Below are 16589 nucleotides of genomic sequence, written 5' to 3'. Positions count from 1 at the left end.
TAAGGACGAAGCGATTGTTCAGACGCGTCGTTAGAACTGGTATTTCATGTTCAGGGAGGCGCTGCGCGGTGCGCCGTAATTGCCCGCATACCACCAGTCGCTGACGGACGCGATGTATGTCTCGTCAAGCAGGTTGTTGACGTTCAGGGTGGCCGACAATTGCTTGTTGAAGTCGTACCGCGCCATCAGGTTGACCACGGTAAAAGGCTTCTGCTCCCAATACATATCGCGGCCAATCTGCCAGGCGTTGACGGTGGAGTAGGTCTTGCTCTGCCAGTTCAGGCCGCCGCCCACGGTCAGGCGGTTCCAGTCGCCGGGCAGGCGGTAGGTCGTCCACAGCTTCACCATGTGGCGCGGGAACGTGGTCGTGATGCGCGCATCCTCGGCATTCCGGGTTTCGCTATAGGTCCATGAAGCGGCGACGTTCCATTGGGGCGTCAGTGCGCCCGAGACTTCCAGATCCACCCCCTGCGTCCTGGCCCCCTCGACGGCGCGGGAGGCGGCGGTGGTGGTGCCGGGCACAAAATAGCCGGGATCGGATTCGGACAGGTTCTTCTGGTCGATCTGGTAGAGCGCCACGGCGGTGTTCAGGCCCCCGCCCAGCCAGCTGCTCTTGAGGCCGATCTCGTAAGTCGCGCCTTCGCGCGGGTCGAGCGCTGCGCCCGTGCGATCCCGCGCCGTCTGCGGCTGGAAGATCGTGGCGTAGCTGGCGTAAGCCGTGTGGTTTTCATCCAGCTCGTAGACCAGTCCGCCATAAGGCGTCCAGACGCTGCTTTTCGAGGCCGGCCTTTCGCTGCTGGATCCCGTGCCGGATCGTGAGATGTAGTTTTCGTCGTAGCTGAATACTTTCGTGCCGACGATGAACTTGAGCTTGTCGCTCAATTCAAGACGTGCCGCCGCGTAGAGGCTTTTCTGTCGACGTGAGCTGTCGACAAAGAAATCCGGGTCGCCATAGACACCGGTGTCTATGCGGTTCCACGTGTAGATGTTCGCGGGGCTGCCATCCAACCCGCTTAGGTCGCTGCTGCTATCGGTGTAGCTGTTGTAGCGCTGGTAGTCGGCCCCAAGCACCAGTTCGTGCTGCCGTCCAAATAGGGAAAAGGGACCGCGCACGTTCAGGTCAAGGCTGTCTACCTTCTGTTCAAAGGCGTAGCGCTCGGCGACCAGATTGAGTCCATCTCCCGTCAGCGCATCAGGATGGCCACCGTAGACCCCCAGAATCACGGAGTCGTTCAGCTGCGAGGAACGCAGGCGGTTGGCGGACAGCTTCAGCCGCCAGCGGTTGCTCAGTTCTTGCTCCAACGCGGCAAACAGGCTGGTCGAGCGAGTCGTGAAGTAGCTGTCTCGGCTTGCGATGTTGAAAGAACGCGGCAGATCGGTTCTTTCGCCATTGCTGAACCAGAGCGGCCAGCCCAGATAAGACGAAGCGCCATCCGAGCGTCGGTTCAGGTACTCCACCCCGGCGGTGACCCGGGTGGTATCCGTCAGGTCTGCCTCCACGACACCATACAGCAGGCCCTTCCTGGCGCTGTAGTCATCGAGATAGCTGTCGCTGTCCTGGCCAACGGCAATCAGACGGCCCCGGACGCGGCCGGCCTCATTCAGCGGGCCGGAAAGGTCGAGCACCGCCCGCTTGTCGTCCCAGGAGCCGACGCTGGCTTCAACCGAACCCTGGAATTCGGCGGTGGGCTTTTTGCGCACCATATTGACGGTGCCCGAGGGGTCTCCAGCGCCGCTCATCAGCCCCGAAGCGCCGCGCAGTACCTCGATATGGTCGTACAGCGCCAGGTCGGTCAGGCTTTGCGCCGGTGAGGCGCCCAGGCCCCGGTTTTCCGAATAGGTGTTCACTCCATCCAATTGATAGTTCATGATCCCGTAGCCGCGCGACATGATCCAGACCCGTTCGGTGCCCATCGCGGGCACGGCAATGCCCGGCACCTGCTCCAGAACCTGCTGCACCGTCGTCAGCCCCTGGTCTTCCATGCGCTGGTTCGTGATCACGCTGACCGACTGGGGCGTTTCCTTCAGCGTCAGCCCCAGCGGCGTGGCGGCACCGATCGGGCCTTGGGTGGTATAGGCCCCGGTGCCTTCCGTCCGCGCATCCATCGTGCCTCTCACCACGACGGGTTCCAGGGTGGCGGCCTCGCCCGGTGTGGGACGCGACAGCGCGACGTGGCGGCCTGTCCGGCGAAAGGTGATGCCGGTGCCCGCCAGCAGCCTGGTCAGCGCCTGATCCGCGGTCATGGTGCCGGAAACAGAAGGGGCGGTCAGCCCCTGGACGATGGCCGGCGCGTAGGCCAGTTCAAGTGAAAACCTGTTGGCCAGCTGGATGAGCGCTTCGCTCAGTGGTTGGGCGGCAATGCCGACCTGCGCCGGGACTTCCTGCGCATGGACGGCTTGCGGCGCAAATCCGAATACCAGAAAGAGGGATGCCGCCAGGCCGCCCAGGCGGGCGGGAAGCGGTGCGGCATGCGCGGTCGCCTGCCGGCGCGCCAGATGTTCTTTGAGATTCACGGGAAATATTCCAAGTCGTTCAGCAAGGCGCAAGCGCGCCCGATCACCCTTCGGCCGAAGGTTCCACAGGGCATCGGTTCATGCGGCCTGAACCCCGCCCCTCATGGATAAAGACACCCCGGCCCGCCGAAACCCGGATAGGCATTGCCGATTAAATTGAAATAAAACGTATCAAAATGGCTTGGCGGTGCTTGTGTGCCCATGAAAAAGCGCCCGCAGGCGCCGAACCATGCCCGGATCGGAAAAGGGGCTCGGCCCGGCTATCGCCGATGCACGGCCCAGGCGCCGTCCGCGAGCCGCCCGACCGCCACCGGGGCAATCGCCGGCAGCAGCTCAAGGAAAGACGACACGTCCTCGGTGCTGAAGACCCCGGCGACGTGGATGTCGGAAAAATTCCCGTCGCCCAGGCGGATGGGGGTGGCCGCGTATCGGTTGATCTCCGCAATGGCTTGGCGCAGCGGCGTATTGCGAAACACGATGCGGCCTTGTTTCCACGCCATGATCGACGCGATATCCGGGTTGTCGATGCGCGCCAGCCCGCCTTGCGCGCGCGGCGCGGCGCCTTGCCCGGCCCGCAGGGCGATGGTGCTGCGATCCCACCAGGGCCCTCTTTTGACCTCGACGGTGCCGGACTCGACCGTCACCTGGGCCTGTTCGCCGTCCTTGCGGACGTCGAAGCGCGTGCCGGTCACGCGCACGGAAGTATCGCCCGCCTCGACATGAAAAGGCTGCGAGGCGTCCGCGGCGACGGAAAAAGCAGCCTGGCCCGCATGGAGCACGACGACGCGCCGCCCTGTGTAGAAGCGAACCGCCAGCGACGTGGCGGTGTCCAGATCGAGGATCGAGCCGTCCGGCAGCGCCACTTGGCGGTGTTCGCCGCGCTGCGTGGCGAATTCGGCGGTGTAGGTCGGCGCATCCAGGCCCTCGTATGGCCAGCCCACCCCAGTCACGACGGCTGCCGCGCAGGCCAGGCCCAAGCCGAGGGCCAGGCGCCGTGGCGGGAAGAAGCGCCGGTGGCCCGCCGAGGGAGCGGGGTCTTGCGCGAGTGCACGCAAGCGGTCGGCGGGAATCAGCCGGGCGGCGTTCCAGATCCCTTTTGCCCGGCGGTATTCCAGGTCGTGCTCGGGCCGAGCCTGCCGCCAGGCAGCGAACTGCCGGCGCTCGGCCTCGTCCATGCGCCCGGATCGCTCGCGGGCGAACCAGTAGGCGGCCGCGTCACGGGGGTCGTGCAAGGCATCAGGGTCGAGGGGTTCGTTCATGAGGCAACCGCCAGTGTTCCTTGGGATGATCCATTGGAGCCTATTCGTGGTCTTCGCACAAACCGGCGGCCGCGCGGCGCCCGGGCGCCCTGTCATCCCTGTTCATCATAAAGACACCCCAGCCATGCGAATCCCTGATCATTTTGGGCTGAAATCTTGTAACTGTGCGCGAACGTGGCGTGTGGCATCCATGACATAGCGTTCGACCGTGTTCAGGGCCAGCCCCATTTTCTCGGCGATTTCAGCTTGTGTGTAGCCTTCCAGCCGCTGGTGAATGAAGACTTGCCGTTTCTTCAGCGGCAATTGCGCCAGTGCTTTTTCCAGCGCCTGGACGAGCTGGCTGGCGCGCAGCGCCGCATCCGCGTCCCTCCACAGCGGGTGGTCGTCTTCGGCCAAGTCCTCCAGCGAGAGGGCTTCATGACGGGCTTGGCGCCGGATTTCGTTGCGCAAGCGGTTTTGCGTCGAGCGGAACAGATAGGCGTCGGGATTCAGGACGGCCTCCGAACCCTTGCCGAGCAGATTGGCGGCTGATTCCTGGGCGGCGTCTTCCGCGTCGAAGGGCCGGCTGTTATGTTTGGCCCACGACCCGATCAACCCGCTGTAATAAGCGAGCCAGCCTTTCTTGGACGCGGGGGGGGGCCATGGCGGATCAGGCGACGAGAGCGTGAAAGGGCTATATATTAACAATCATTCTCATTCTGGTTTAAAGGCCTTGATCTTCTCAGCTGCCGGGCAAGCCGTCGCCCTCACAACGTCACCACCCGGTCGAATACCCCCGCCGGCACCCGGGCGTGCGTGGCCGCCAGCACCGTGCGCCCGGCGGCGGCCTGGGCCAGATCCCTGAAAAACGTCTGGGCCGTGGCCTCGTCCAGCCCGGAAACAGGTTCGTCCAGCAGGTAGATCCGGGCGGGCGACAGCAGCAGCCGGGCCAGGCACAGGCGTCGGGCCTGGCCGGTGGACAGCGCGTGCCCGGACTCGCCGACCCAGGTGTCCAGGCCGTCGGGCAGGGCGCTGACGAAACCGCTCAACTGTGCCTGGGCCAGCGCCCGCCACAGCGAATCATCGGCGGCCTGCGGATCGGCCACCCGCAGGTTGTCGCGCACCGTGCCCAGGAAAACGGGGGAAAACTGCGATAGCAGCGCGAGGCGGGTCTGCAAGACCGCCGGGTCGGCCTGGCGTACATCCACGCCGCCCAGGCTGACGCGGCCGGCTTGCGGATCGGCGAGGCGCAGGCACAGCGACAACAGGGTGGATTTGCCCGCTCCGCTGGCCCCCCGGATAGCCACGCGCTCACCGGGCGCCAGCCGCAGCGTCAGATCTCGGAGCACCCAGGGGCCGTCGCCGTAGCGGAACGATATGTTTTCCAGGGCCAATGCGCCGGTGTCCGGCAATGCGGCGGGCGGGTCGGCGACGGCCTGGGACGGCGGGGTCGCCAGCAGCTGACGCACGCGGGCGGCGGCCTGGCTCATGGCCCCGGCGCGCGCCGCCCCGCGCATCAGGGGGGCGACGACCTCGAACAGGCCCAGCCCCCCCAGGACGATGCCGATCCACACCGCGCCGTGCAACGCGCCCGCCGACACCGCCTGAGCCCCCAGCAGCAGCATCAGCACCAGAGCCAGGCCCAGAATCAGCTGCTGCCACAGCTGCCCCCAGGCACCCAGGGCGGCCAGGCGGTCGCGTGCCTGGGCCAGTTGTGCGCAGCCCTGGTCGAATTGGGTCTGGGCGTCAGCCTGCAGGGCGAAGGCGACGATGTCCGCATGCGCCTGCACCGCCTGGTGGACGTGGTGGCGGGCTTGGGCGGCCTGCTGCTGCAGCCGGCTGCCGGGGGCGCGGGCGCGCCAGGCCAGCAGCGCGGGCACGCCCAGGGCCGCAAGCGCCAGCAGGCCGGTTACGGCGAGCGCCAGCCGGGGTTCGTACAGGCCGGTCAGCGCCCCGAAGGCCAGAGCGGCCAGGCAGGCCACCAGGGCGGGGGAAACCAGCTGCAGGAACACGCTGTCCAGCACATCGACGTCGTTGGTCAGGCGGGCCACCAAGTCGCCCTCGCGCCAGCCGGCCAGTTGGGCGGGGCTGAACGTCATGACCCGGGCAAAGACCCGGGTGCGCAGGCGGGCCAGCAGATCCAGCGTGGCCGCATGGCCCAGGACACGCTCGCCGTAGCGCGACCCGATCCGCAGGAACGACAGGCCGCGAATCAGCGCGGAAGGGGCGAACAGGTCGAACCCCGCCAGCGTGCCCGCCAGGAACGCGGCGGTCAGGAACCAGCCGGCCACGGTGAACAGGCCCACGCCCGCCCCGACCGTGACCAGGGCCGTCAGCACGGCGGCCAGCAGGGGACGCCAGCGGGGCAGTATCCAGGAGGCCAGGCCCTTGGATGCCGCCAGCCGGTCGGCTTCGGCTTCGGCCTGTGGCCGGCCGCCTGCGGCGCGGGGGGGCGGGTTGGGCCGGGCCTTCATGATGCCGCCGCCGCGGGGCGGGCCGCCAATGGCAGGGTGCGCGGCAGCAGGCTGGCCGCCGCCGTATCGTGGGTGGCCATGATCAGCGTGCGCCCCCGGCAGAATGGCAACAGGGCTTGCATCAGCCGCCGGCTGGTGGCGGCGTCCAGATGGGCGGTGGGTTCATCCAGGAAAATCACCTGGGGATCCAGCAGGAACAAGCGCGCCAGGGCCAATCGCTGACGCTGGCCGCCCGACAGGCCATAAGCGGCTTCGCCCAGGGCGGTCCGCAGCCCCTGCGGGCCGGCTTGCACGAAATCCAGGGCGCAGGCCCGATCCAGCGCCTGCAACAGGGCGTCGTCCCGGGCCTGGGGGGCCGCCAGGCGCAGATTGTCCGCAATCGAGCCGGCCAGGAAAAAAGGCCGCTGGCCGATGTAGGCCAGTTGATCCCCCAGGCCGGGGTGGGGCGGGCAGGCAGCGGGGGCCGACAGCGTCCTGGACTGCCCGAGCAGGTGGATGTGTCCCGTGCCGTCCCCGCGCAGGCCCAGCAGGGTTTCCAGCAGGGTGGTCTTGCCCGCGCCGCTGGGGCCCGTCAGGGCGATATGTTCGCCCGCCCGCAGTTGCAGCGTGAAGTCGCGCAGCACAGGGCGATCCGGGGTGCGCCCCGGCAGGCACAGGTTCGTGATGCGGACGACGCCGTCCGTGTCGGCGGCGGGCGTCCAGGCGGCCGATGCCGCCTGCGGCTTGGCGCCGGTCTCGGGGTGTGCGCCGGTGGTGGCGAGATCCGGCAGACCGGCAAACAGCCGGTCGATCTGCGCGACGGCGGCGCGCGCGGCGGCGCGGTCGTGGTAGTTGGCCGCCAGCTGGCGCAACGGGTTGTAGACTTCCGGCGCCATGAACAGGGCGAACAGGCCCAGGGGCAGGCTGATGGGCTCGGCCCGAAACTGCAAAAAGCCCAGGTAGTTCAGCCCCACGTACAGGGCCATGGCGGCCACCCCCAGGGCGGCGAAAAATTCCAGCACGGCGGACGACAGGAACGCGATGCGCAGCACCGCCAGGGTGCGCTGGCTCAGACGCTGGCTGGCGGCCTGGATGGCGCGGGTTTCGTCGGCTGCGCGGCCGAACAGGCGCAAGGTGAAGGCGCCGCGCAGGCGGTCGGTGAACACGCCGGACAGGCGGGTCATTTCCTGCTGGTGGCGGCGGCTGGCGGCCTCGGCCCCCCAGCCCACCAGGGCCATGAAGACCGGGATCAGGGGGGCGGTCAGCAGCAGGATCAGCGCCGCCAGCCAGTCCAGCGGCAGCAAGACCGCCGCGAAGGCCAGGGGCAGGCAAACCGCTGCGATGGCCGAGGCCTGGTAGCGGCTGAGAAAGCCGTCCAGTTGTTCGATGTGATCGACCAGGGCGCCGGCCAGTTCGCCGGAGACTTGCTGGCGGGTCCAGTGCGGGCCGTGGGCCAGCAGTTGGGCGAACAGGGCCTGGCGGAGGCGGAATTTAATGGCTTCCGCGGCCCGGCTGGCGGCGCGTTCGCCCGAAAACGCCAGGCCGGCGCGCAGGAGCACCAGCCCGGCGATGGCTGCGATCCACGGCACGCTGTCCATAGCGGACAGCGTGTGCGTGACCACCCCGCCCAGAACCTGGGCCAGCAGGCCCACTTGCGCGATCAACAGCAGCCCCGCCAGTAGCGGGGCGGCGATGGCCCAGAGGAACAGCGCGCGTTGGTGGCGCCACAGGCCGGCCAGCCAGCGGGACTGCGGCGCGGCCAGGGAGTCGTCAGGGGCGGATTGGCCAGACATTGCCCGGCCGCCTTATTCGTCCTCGTTGAGTTCGTGCCACAGGGCGTTCAGGATGGCGAAGGCGCAAGCCAGGCCCAGCCCCAACGCCCAGGAAAAATACCACATGCGGACTCCTTAGTAGGCATGGCCTTCGAGGTTTTTTTCGGTGACCTTGCCGCGCATGATGCGATAGACCCAGGCAGTATACGCAATGATGATCGGCAGGAAGAAGGCGGTGGCCAGCAGCATGATCCACAAGGACAGCGGGCTGGACGAGGCGTCCCAGACCGTCAGGCTGACGTTGGGATTGAGCGACGAGGGCAGCAGAAACGGAAACAGGCTGAGGCCGAACGTCCAGAGTATGCCGGCGAGGCTGGCGGCCGACGCCAGGAAGGCCCAGGCCTTGTTGGGCCGCCCCACCAGCACGGTGGCCAGCACGGCCCCCAGCACGCCGGCCGCCGGGGCCAGCCACATCAACGGCCAGTGCCCGTAATTGTGCATCCACGCCCCCGGCGCCACCTGGACGGCCTTGCCCAGCGGGGTGGCGATCGCGTCGTAGTCGATGAACCCGACGATGGCATAGCCCTGCAGCCCCCAGGCCACCCAGGCGCCCGCCAGCGCAAACAGCAGCGCGGTCAGCAGGCCGCCGAGGCGGGCCAGTGCGCGGGCCCGGGCGGCGATGGCGCCTTCGGTTTTCCAGGCCAGCAGGATGGCGCCGTGCTTGAGCATCATGCACAGCGCCAGCACCCCGCAAAGCAGGGGAAACGGGGTGAACAGGCCCATCAGCGAGCCTTGGTAGTATGGCCGCAGCGTGGCGGCTTCGTAGTCGAAGGGCACCCCCAGGATGACGTTGCCCACGGCCACGCCGAACACCAGCGCGGCCACCACGCCCCCGGCGCACAGCAGGGCATCCCAGGTGCCGCGCCAGCGGGCGCCGGCCATTTTGCTGCGGTACTGGAAGCACAGGGGCCGCAGGATCAGGGTGAGCAGCAACAGCAGCATCGCCAGGTAAAAGCCGGAAAACGACATGGCGTACAGCAGGGGCCAGGCGGCGAAGACGGCCCCCCCGCTGAGGATCAGCCAGACCTGGTTGCCTTCCCAGACGGGGCCGACCACGTTCAGCACGATGCGCCGTTCGGTGTCGGTTCTGGCCACCAGGGGCAGGGCGGCCGCGATGCCCAGGTCGAATCCGTCCATGATGGCGAAGCCCGTCAGCAGCAGGCCCAGCAGCACCCACCAGATGACGCGCAGGGTGGAAAAATCGAAGGGGATGAGCGATTCCATGAGCGGCTCCTGGCAGGCTTAGGCGCGCGATGCGGCGGGCAGGGCGGCCGCGGGGGCCGCCGGCGCCGGGTCGGGATCGTGCGGCCCCTGGCGGATCGCCTTGAGCATGACCTTGATGCCCACGATCAGCAAAATGGTGTACAGGATGGCGTAAATGGTCAATGAAATGACCAGGTCGCTGACCTGGAGGCCGGATACGGCATAGAACGTGGGCAGCATGCCTTCGACCACCCAGGGCTGGCGGCCGAATTCGGACACGAACCAGCCGGATTCGATGGCGATCCAGGGCAGCGGCAGCGACCAGAGCGCCACCCGCCAGAAGCGGGGGGATGCGAGCAGCCGGCGGGTGGAGGCCAGCCAGAAGGCATAGGCGAAAAACCCGATGAAGAACAGGCCGCAGGCCACCATGATGCGGAACGTCCAGTACAGCGGGGCGATTTCGGGCACTGTGCTGTTGGCCGCCTGGGCGATGTCGGCTTCGGTGGCCTGGGTGATGTCCGGCAGATAACGCTTCAGCAGCAGGGCGTAGCCCAGGTTGTGCCGGTACTTGAGGAACTGGGCCTCGGCCTGCGCGTCGCCCGGATCGGCCCGCAGAGCCTGCAAGGCGCGGTATGCCAACAGGCCTTCGCGCACCCAGCCCTTGGCGCGCTCGACCAGATCGTCGATCCCCAGAATGGGGGTGGTGAGCGAGCGCGTGCCGATGATGCCCATCAGATAGGGGATTTCGATGTCCAGGTAGTTTTTCTTGGCGTCCTGGTCGGGGATGGCGAACAGGTTGAAGCTGGCGGGGGCAGGCTGGGTTTCCCACATGGCTTCGATGGCGGCCAGCTTCATTTTCTGGTGTTCGCTGGTCAGGTAGCCGCTTTCGTCGCCCAGCACTGCGACGGACAAAGAGGCCAGCAGGCCGAAGCTGGCGGCCACGACCATGGAGCGCCGGGCGAGGTCGTGGTGGCGGTTGCGGATCAAGTACCAGGCGCTGACGGCCATGACGAACATGGCCCCCATGACATAGCCGGCGCTGACGGTGTGCACGAATTTTGCCTGGGCCACGGGGTTGAGCACCACGGCGCCGAAATCCTGGAGTTCCATGCGCATGGTGGCGGGGTTGAAGACGGCCCCCACGGGGTTCTGCATCCAGCCGTTGGCGATCAATATCCACAAGGCGGAGAAATTGGAACCGATGGCCACCAGCCAGGTGATGATGAGATGGCTGATTTTGGACATGCGGTCCCAGCCGAAGAAGAACAGCCCGACGAAGGTGGCTTCCATGAAGAAGGCCATCAGGCCCTCGATGGCCAGGGGCGCCCCGAAGACGTCCCCCACGAATTGGCTGTAATAGGCCCAGTTCATGCCGAACTGGAATTCCATCACCACGCCGGTGGCCACCCCCAGGGCGAAGTTGATGCCGAACAGCCCCCCCCAGAAGATCGTCATGCGTCGCCAGATGGCGCGGCCGGTCATGACGTAGAGGGTTTCCATGATGGCCAGCAGGAACGACAGCCCCAGCGTCAGCGGCACGAACAGGAAATGAAACATCACGGTGGACGCAAACTGAATGCGCGATAGATCTACTAGGGTTGGATCAATCATGATGGCCTGTGATGAGGGTTGGGAGAACCGTCTGTCACTTTATCACGCTCTGGCGGCGGCCGGCACCGGCCGGGACGGGCGGAATGGACGGGGATCGGGGATCACCTTGTTGGGTTGAATAAGGGATAACCCTGACATGATATTGTGCGGTCGGATGGCTATGATGCCTGGGCTGATACAGAACGCAGCGTGTCGCCCGGCGCCCTGGCCCGGGGTCGGCACGGCATTTCCAGAGACAAGAACCTGCCATGTACGAATCCAAACACGAAGAATTGTTGCCCAGGCACCGTTTCGCCAAGCGCGTGCTGGTGCATATGCTGTATGCCATCGGGGTGATTCTCGTCATCATGGCGCTGGGGGTGCTCGGCAACATGTGGTTTGAATCCATCAGCCTGCACGATGCGGTTTTCAATGTGGCGCTGATCATCGCGGGCATCGGCTCCACCTCTCTGCCTCAGACCATCGCGGGCAAATTGTTCTTTTCCGTCTACGGCATTTTCGTCGGGCTGGTCTTCATGGCCACCCTGGGCATCGTGCTGGCGCCGGTGGCCCACCGGCTGCTGCACAAACTGCATCTGGATGAAAACTCGGACGAAGATGACGACGAAGGCCAATAAGGCGTAAAGTCGGATCGTCAGACAGCGGCCCGGCACGGCGGGGCCGCGACTGTCACTACTGTCTTCACTTCCAGGAGATCTCCATGAATGTCCGGCTTGCAGTTGTTTACTATTCCACCTATGGCACCAATCACCAGATGGCATCCATCGCCGCCCAGGCGGCCACCGCGGCGGGCGCGGAAGTCCGCCTGCTGAAAGCGCCCGAGACCGCCCCGGCCCAGGTCGTGGCGGGGCAGGAAGCCTGGCAGGCGCAGGCGGACAAGACCGCCGACATCCCCGTGGCCACGGTGGACGACCTGGAATGGGCCAACGCGTACCTGTTTTCGTGCCCCACGCGGTTCGGCGTCATGGCCAGCCAGATGCGGGCCTTCATTGATACGCTGGGGGGCTTTTGGGCCAAGGGCGGCTTGGCCAACAAGGCCGTGTCGGCCATGTCGTCGGCGCAAAACACGCATGGCGGCCAGGAAGCCACGATTCTGTCGTTCTACACCACGGTGTTTCATTGGGGGGGGATTGTCGTGGCCCCCGGCTTTACCGACCCCTGCATCTTCAAGACCGGCGGCAATCCCTATGGCTACAGCCACACCCAGGGCCAGCCGTTCACGCCCGAGGTCGAGGCCAGCATCGGCCATCAGGCGCGGCGGCTGGTGCAGTTCGCCGAGAAGCTTTCGGCCGCATGATCCGCGCCGGGGTGCGCTATCCGACGGGATTCGACTGAATGGATCGCCTGTCTTCCGCCTTGTCCGGCCCAGCCCCCGATGCCGATGCGTGCCGCCTGGGTTTCATCGGGGCGGGCCGCTTGGCCGCCGCGCTGGCGCTGGCGCTGCAGCGGGCCGGCCGGCCCGTGGGGCGGGTGGCCAGCCGCCGCCATGCGTCCGCCGTCGCCATGGCCCGGGTTCTGGGGCCGGGCTGCCGGGCTGTCGATCCTCAGGCGGTGGCGGACGACTGCGACCTGGTGTTCATCACCACGCCGGATGCCGTCATCGCCGAGGTCGCCCAGGGCATCGCCTGGCGGGCCGGCCAGTGGGTGGTGCATTGCAGCGGGGCGACCCCTGTGTCGGTGCTGCAGCCGGCGCGCCAGGCCGGCGCCGCGGTGGGGGGCTTTCATCCCATGCAGGCCTTCGGCGCCGATGCCCGGGCGGCGGCCGACAGCCTGTCCGGCTGCACCGTCGCCATCGAATCCGCCGATCCGGCTTTGCAAACCGTGCTGTGGCGGCTGGCCGCCCGCCTGGGCTGCCAGGGTATCGACCTGCCCCCCGATGCCCGGGTGCGCTACCACGCCTCGGGGGGCTATGCCTCGCAGCACGTCCATGCCTTGCTGGCCGACGCCGTGCGCCTGTGGCAATCCTGGGGGGCCACCGAACAGCAAGCAATGGACGCCTTGCTGCCGCTGCTGCGCGGCACCGTGGCCTCCATCGCCCACAGCGGGGTGGCGGCCGGCATGCCCGGCCCGGTGTCGCGGGGGGATATCGGCACGGTGCGCCAGCACCGCCAGGCCCTGATGGCGCTGGATCCCGCCATGGCCCGGCTGTACGACCAACTGGGCGCCCGAGGGGTGGCGCTGGCCCGGCAGGCGGGTCGTCTGGACGATGCCCAGGCGCAGGCTATGCTGCGGCTGCTGGAACCGCCGCCGCCGTCCGCATAAAGCCCAGTATCCAGTGCGCCATCAGGACATCGTGCACCGGCTGGCGCAAGCTGTGGCGGGCCGCCTGCAGGCGGATGGGGTCGATGCGGTCGCGGCGCGACGCCAGCAGGTCGGCCATATAGGCCCGGGTGAATTCAGGATGGCCCTGGAGGCCCAGAAAGGTCTCGCCCACCTGCATCATATAAATGGGGCAGAACCCGCTGTGGGCCAATACCCGGCCCTGAGGCGGCAGCTCGACCACCTGATCCTGGTGGCTGGACAGCAGTTGCAGCTGGCTGGAATACCAGGGGCTCATCCAGGGTTCGGCCTGGGCGATGCGGGTGGGGTACGCGCCGATGCCCCAGCCCCGCGGGCTGCGCTCGACCCGGCCGCCCAGGGCCTTGGCCATGAGCTGGTGGCCGAAGCAGATGCCGACCAGCGTTTGTCTTTCCTGCCAGAGGGTGCGGATGAAGTCCGTGAGCCGGCTGATCCATTCGGCGTCGTCGTTGGCCCCGCATTTCGACCCGGTGGTGATCCAGGCGTCCATGCCGTCGGTGCGGGTGGGCGCTTGGCCCTGGTGGCAGGCGAAAACAGTCAGCTGGATGCGGGGGTCGGCCGCCTGCAGCAGGGTGCGGATCATGTCTGGATAACTGCCGTGGCGGGCTTGCAGGGGTTCGGCGACGTCGTCGCATTGCAAAAGGCCGATGTGCATGGGTTTTCAGATTGGGGAACGGCCCCCGGGCGGCGGGGGCCGTTGGTGCATGGCCGAAGGGGCGGGCGCCTTCGGGATCAGTAGCCTTCGAATTCTTCGGCGCGGATGTTGTCTTCGTCGGCGCCGATGTCGATCAGCAGGGCGCGCATGGCCTTGACCATGCCTTCGGGGCCCGCCAGGTAGAAGCGCGGGGCGGCCAGGTCGGGCACATGGCGGCGGATGATGTCGGCGTTGACGCGGCCGTGTTCGGCCCCATCCGCCTGGGTGCCGGTGTAGACCGGCACGAAGGTGAAGTTTGCGTGATCCCGGGCCAGTTGATGCAGCTCGTTCGTATAGGCGGCCTGGGCTGGGGTGCGGTTGGCGTAGATCAGCGTCAGCCGGTGGGCCGTGCGGTCGTGCAGGGCTTGGGCGATCATGCTGCGCGCCGGGGTAATGCCGATCCCTCCGATGATAAACACCGCCGGGGTGGATTCGGCCTTGTGCAGGGTGAAGTCGCCAAAGGGCGCGATCAGCTTCACCATGGTGCCGTCGGGGATGTCTCGGAAGGCGTTCTTGAAGGCGGTGCCGCGCATGCGGGTGGCCACCACCACGTGCGGCTCGAAGGGGGCGTTGACGAACGAGAACCCGTGGATGCCGTCGTGCTTGGGCGTGCCTTCGGGGCAGGGCAGCTTGACGTCGCAGAACTGGCCCGCGCGGATGTCCAGCCCGGCGGGTTTTTCCAGCGTGAATTCCATGGTGCCTTCGGCGATATCGCGCTTGCCAAGAAGCTTCACATCATAAGTGGTCATGATCTTGCCTTTTTGATGGAGAATGGCCGCGCCGGCGTCCGGCGCAGGGCCTTGCGATCAGTATAGGGCTGAAAGCGCCGCCTGCCGCCTTTGACGATGGCGCCATCAGGGGTATCGGTCGCCGGCGCGCCGCGCCTTCGCGTTTGTCTTGATTGACGGTGCCGGGAATGCGCCACACAATGCGTGGTCGTGCCCCCCGGAATCTTCAAAACCACACAGGATCACCCCATGAGCAGTCTGCCCGATTTCGCCCCCATGCCCGATGCCGACGGCTATTTCGGCCCTTACGGGGGCCAACTGGTGCCGCCGCACCTCAAGCAGGCCATGGACGACATCACGGCGGCCTATGGCCGCATCACGCAACGGCAGGATTTCCAGGACGAACTCGCCCAGCTGCATGCCGATTATGTCGGCCGTCCCAGCCCGATCTTCCATGCCCGCCGCCTGTCCGACCAGTTGGGCGGCGCGCAGATCCACCTGAAGCGCGAAGACCTCAACCACACGGGCGCCCATAAAATCAACCATTGCCTGGGCGAAGCCTTGCTGGCGCGTTTCATGGGCAAGAAAAAAGTCATCGCCGAGACCGGCGCCGGCCAGCATGGCGTGGCCCTGGCCACCGCCTGCGCCCTGGTGGGGATTCCCTGCGAAATCCACATGGGCCAGGTCGACATCGAAAAAGAACACCCCAATGTCACCAAAATGCGCATTCTGGGCTGCACGCTGGTGCCCGTCACGCGCGGGGCCGCCACCCTCAAAGAAGCCGTCGACAGCGCTTTCGAAGAATACCTGACCAACCCGGGCGATTATTTTTATGCCATTGGTTCCGTGGTGGGGCCGCATCCTTTCCCCATGATGGTGCGCGACTTCCAAAGTATCGTGGGGCGCGAGGCCCGGCAGCAGTTTCTGGATCGCCATGGCCGCCTGCCCGAAATGGTCGTGGCTTGCGTGGGGGGCGGATCCAACGCCATGGGCATTTTCACCGCCTTCCTGCCGGATGCGGATGTCCGCCTGGTGGGGGTCGAGCCCTCGGGCGAAGGCGTGGACAAGCCCGGCCGCCATGCCGCCACCCTCAGCGTGGGCAAGCCCGGCGAAATCCACGGCATGAAATGCTATGTGCTCGAAAACCCGGACGGCACCCCGGCGGCGGTGCACAGCATCGCCTCCGGCCTCGATTATCCCGGGGTGGGGCCGCAGCACAGCTATCTCAAGGATTTGGGCCGGGTCGATTATCAATCCGTCACCGACCGGGAATGCCTGGATGCCTTCATGACCCTGTCCCGGGTCGAGGGCATCATCCCGGCGCTGGAAAGCGCCCACGCGGTGGCCTGGGCCATGCGCGAAGCCCCCGGCCTGCCGGCCGACCGGCACATTCTGGTCAACCTGTCGGGCCGGGGCGACAAGGACGCCGACTACGTCGCCCAGGTATTGGGCTTGTAGGGCGCGTTTCGGCTTCAGTCGCGGAAGTTCTGAAACTGCAGGGGCAAGTCCACGTCCGCCTTGCGCAGCAGCGCGATGGCGTCTTGCAGGTCGTCGCGTTTCTTGCCGGACACGCGCAGCTTGTCGCCGTTGATCTGGGTTTCCACCTTGAGCTTGGCTTGTTTGATGGCGGCGATCAGTTTCTTGGCCACGGCCTGCTCGATGCCTTGCCGGATCGTGATCTTCTGGCGGGCGCCGCCCAGGTTCTCCAGGGGGTCGGCCGGTTCCATGCAGCGCACGTCGATGCCCCGGGCCGACAACCGCCCGCGCAGGATATCCAGCATCTGCTTCAACTGGAACGCGCTGGGGGCCAGTTGGGTGACCACATAGCCTTCCAGTTCGAATTTGGCGTCGGAGCCTTTGAAATCAAAGCGGGTGGCCAGTTCGCGGTTGGCCTGATCCACGGCGTTGCCGAGTTCATGTTTGTCGACTTCGGAGACAGCGTCAAAGCTGGGCATGATGATATCCTGGACAGAGAAAAGACCCTGTCATTGTAAAAGCCCGGCGACGGCTTGCGCAGC

15 protein-coding genes are annotated in these 16589 nt (G+C 66.6%); 4 read left to right on the top strand and 11 right to left on the bottom strand.

The window, feature by feature from the left end:
* Window positions 1-30: 30 nt before the first annotated feature.
* From ACMHYJ_RS07130 to ACMHYJ_RS07095, 8 genes are all read right to left on the bottom strand, one after another.
* Window positions 31-2514, bottom strand: coding sequence for a TonB-dependent siderophore receptor (locus ACMHYJ_RS07130; RefSeq protein ID WP_414245526.1), 2484 nt, complete (start codon window positions 2512-2514; stop codon window positions 31-33).
* Between the two features lie 260 nt (window positions 2515-2774).
* Window positions 2775-3773 carry a FecR family protein gene (locus tag ACMHYJ_RS07125; protein ID WP_414245525.1) on the bottom strand — a complete coding sequence of 333 codons (999 nt, stop codon included), beginning with the start codon at window positions 3771-3773 and terminating at the stop codon, window positions 2775-2777.
* A gap of 138 nt (window positions 3774-3911) precedes the next feature.
* On the bottom strand, window positions 3912-4460 hold the full coding sequence (locus tag ACMHYJ_RS07120; protein ID WP_414245524.1) for an RNA polymerase sigma factor: 549 nt from the start codon (window positions 4458-4460) through the stop codon (window positions 3912-3914).
* 59 nt (window positions 4461-4519) lie between these two features.
* Window positions 4520-6226: a thiol reductant ABC exporter subunit CydC gene (gene cydC, locus ACMHYJ_RS07115; protein ID WP_414245523.1), complete on the bottom strand. Its 1707-nt coding sequence runs from the start codon at window positions 6224-6226 to the stop codon at window positions 4520-4522.
* On the bottom strand, window positions 6223-7998 hold the full coding sequence (cydD, locus tag ACMHYJ_RS07110; RefSeq protein WP_414245522.1) for a thiol reductant ABC exporter subunit CydD: 1776 nt from the start codon (window positions 7996-7998) through the stop codon (window positions 6223-6225). Before cydD ends, cydC begins: the two co-directional genes overlap by 4 nt.
* Window positions 7999-8010: 12 nt before the next feature.
* Window positions 8011-8103: a cytochrome bd-I oxidase subunit CydX gene (gene cydX, locus ACMHYJ_RS07105; RefSeq protein ID WP_414245521.1), complete on the bottom strand. Its 93-nt coding sequence runs from the start codon at window positions 8101-8103 to the stop codon at window positions 8011-8013.
* A 9-nt stretch (window positions 8104-8112) separates the two neighbouring features.
* Window positions 8113-9261 carry a cytochrome d ubiquinol oxidase subunit II gene (cydB, locus tag ACMHYJ_RS07100; RefSeq protein ID WP_414245520.1) on the bottom strand — a complete coding sequence of 383 codons (1149 nt, stop codon included), beginning with the start codon at window positions 9259-9261 and terminating at the stop codon, window positions 8113-8115.
* A gap of 18 nt (window positions 9262-9279) precedes the next feature.
* The gene (locus ACMHYJ_RS07095) at window positions 9280-10851 is read right to left on the bottom strand and encodes a cytochrome ubiquinol oxidase subunit I (RefSeq protein ID WP_414245519.1); all 1572 of its coding nucleotides are present in this window, start codon (window positions 10849-10851) and stop codon (window positions 9280-9282) included.
* Between the two features lie 248 nt (window positions 10852-11099).
* On the opposite strand from ACMHYJ_RS07095, the gene ACMHYJ_RS07090 reads away from it, so the two are divergent.
* From ACMHYJ_RS07090 to ACMHYJ_RS07080, 3 genes are all read left to right on the top strand, one after another.
* Window positions 11100-11468: a two pore domain potassium channel family protein gene (locus ACMHYJ_RS07090; RefSeq protein ID WP_414245518.1), complete on the top strand. Its 369-nt coding sequence runs from the start codon at window positions 11100-11102 to the stop codon at window positions 11466-11468.
* Window positions 11469-11551: 83 nt separating this feature from the next.
* On the top strand, window positions 11552-12148 hold the full coding sequence (gene wrbA / locus ACMHYJ_RS07085) for an NAD(P)H:quinone oxidoreductase (RefSeq protein ID WP_414245517.1): 597 nt from the start codon (window positions 11552-11554) through the stop codon (window positions 12146-12148).
* A gap of 38 nt (window positions 12149-12186) precedes the next feature.
* Entirely contained in the window at window positions 12187-13113 is a 927-nt protein-coding gene (locus tag ACMHYJ_RS07080) for a Rossmann-like and DUF2520 domain-containing protein (protein WP_414245516.1), read from the top strand.
* On the opposite strand, the gene ACMHYJ_RS07075 is transcribed toward ACMHYJ_RS07080, so the two are convergent.
* On the bottom strand, window positions 13073-13804 hold the full coding sequence (locus ACMHYJ_RS07075) for a type 1 glutamine amidotransferase (protein ID WP_414245515.1): 732 nt from the start codon (window positions 13802-13804) through the stop codon (window positions 13073-13075). The genes ACMHYJ_RS07080 and ACMHYJ_RS07075 overlap by 41 nt on opposite strands.
* Window positions 13805-13881: 77 nt before the next feature.
* Window positions 13882-14592 (bottom strand): ferredoxin--NADP reductase, encoded by a 711-nt coding sequence (locus ACMHYJ_RS07070; RefSeq protein ID WP_414245514.1) that lies wholly within the window; start codon window positions 14590-14592, stop codon window positions 13882-13884.
* A gap of 228 nt (window positions 14593-14820) precedes the next feature.
* Between ACMHYJ_RS07070 and trpB the strand changes: the two genes are divergently transcribed.
* Entirely contained in the window at window positions 14821-16029 is a 1209-nt protein-coding gene (gene trpB, locus ACMHYJ_RS07065; RefSeq protein WP_414245513.1) for a tryptophan synthase subunit beta, read from the top strand.
* Window positions 16030-16043: 14 nt separating this feature from the next.
* Here trpB and ACMHYJ_RS07060 read toward each other — a convergent pair whose 3' ends face one another.
* Window positions 16044-16526: a YajQ family cyclic di-GMP-binding protein gene (locus ACMHYJ_RS07060; protein ID WP_414245512.1), complete on the bottom strand. Its 483-nt coding sequence runs from the start codon at window positions 16524-16526 to the stop codon at window positions 16044-16046.
* Between the last annotated feature and the right edge of the window lie 63 nt (window positions 16527-16589).

Source organism: Castellaniella hirudinis, from assembly GCF_047468865.1.
Taxonomy (GTDB): domain Bacteria; phylum Pseudomonadota; class Gammaproteobacteria; order Burkholderiales; family Burkholderiaceae_B; genus Castellaniella; species Castellaniella hirudinis_A.
This window is presented reverse-complemented; position numbering and strand designations above follow the sequence as displayed.

Coding starts and splice junctions, on each gene's coding strand:
- ACMHYJ_RS07125 (WP_414245525.1), bottom strand. CDS start 3,773: ATGAACGAACCCCTCGACCCTGATGCCTTGCACGACCCCCGTGACGCG.
- cydC (WP_414245523.1), bottom strand. CDS start 6,226: ATGAAGGCCCGGCCCAACCCGCCCCCCCGCGCCGCAGGCGGCCGGCCA.
- cydD (WP_414245522.1), bottom strand. CDS start 7,998: ATGTCTGGCCAATCCGCCCCTGACGACTCCCTGGCCGCGCCGCAGTCC.
- cydX (WP_414245521.1), bottom strand. CDS start 8,103: ATGTGGTATTTTTCCTGGGCGTTGGGGCTGGGCCTGGCTTGCGCCTTC.
- cydB (WP_414245520.1), bottom strand. CDS start 9,261: ATGGAATCGCTCATCCCCTTCGATTTTTCCACCCTGCGCGTCATCTGG.
- ACMHYJ_RS07095 (WP_414245519.1), bottom strand. CDS start 10,851: ATGATTGATCCAACCCTAGTAGATCTATCGCGCATTCAGTTTGCGTCC.
- ACMHYJ_RS07090 (WP_414245518.1), top strand. CDS start 11,100: ATGTACGAATCCAAACACGAAGAATTGTTGCCCAGGCACCGTTTCGCC.
- wrbA (WP_414245517.1), top strand. CDS start 11,552: ATGAATGTCCGGCTTGCAGTTGTTTACTATTCCACCTATGGCACCAAT.
- ACMHYJ_RS07080 (WP_414245516.1), top strand. CDS start 12,187: ATGGATCGCCTGTCTTCCGCCTTGTCCGGCCCAGCCCCCGATGCCGAT.
- ACMHYJ_RS07075 (WP_414245515.1), bottom strand. CDS start 13,804: ATGCACATCGGCCTTTTGCAATGCGACGACGTCGCCGAACCCCTGCAA.
- ACMHYJ_RS07070 (WP_414245514.1), bottom strand. CDS start 14,592: ATGACCACTTATGATGTGAAGCTTCTTGGCAAGCGCGATATCGCCGAA.
- trpB (WP_414245513.1), top strand. CDS start 14,821: ATGAGCAGTCTGCCCGATTTCGCCCCCATGCCCGATGCCGACGGCTAT.
- ACMHYJ_RS07060 (WP_414245512.1), bottom strand. CDS start 16,526: ATGCCCAGCTTTGACGCTGTCTCCGAAGTCGACAAACATGAACTCGGC.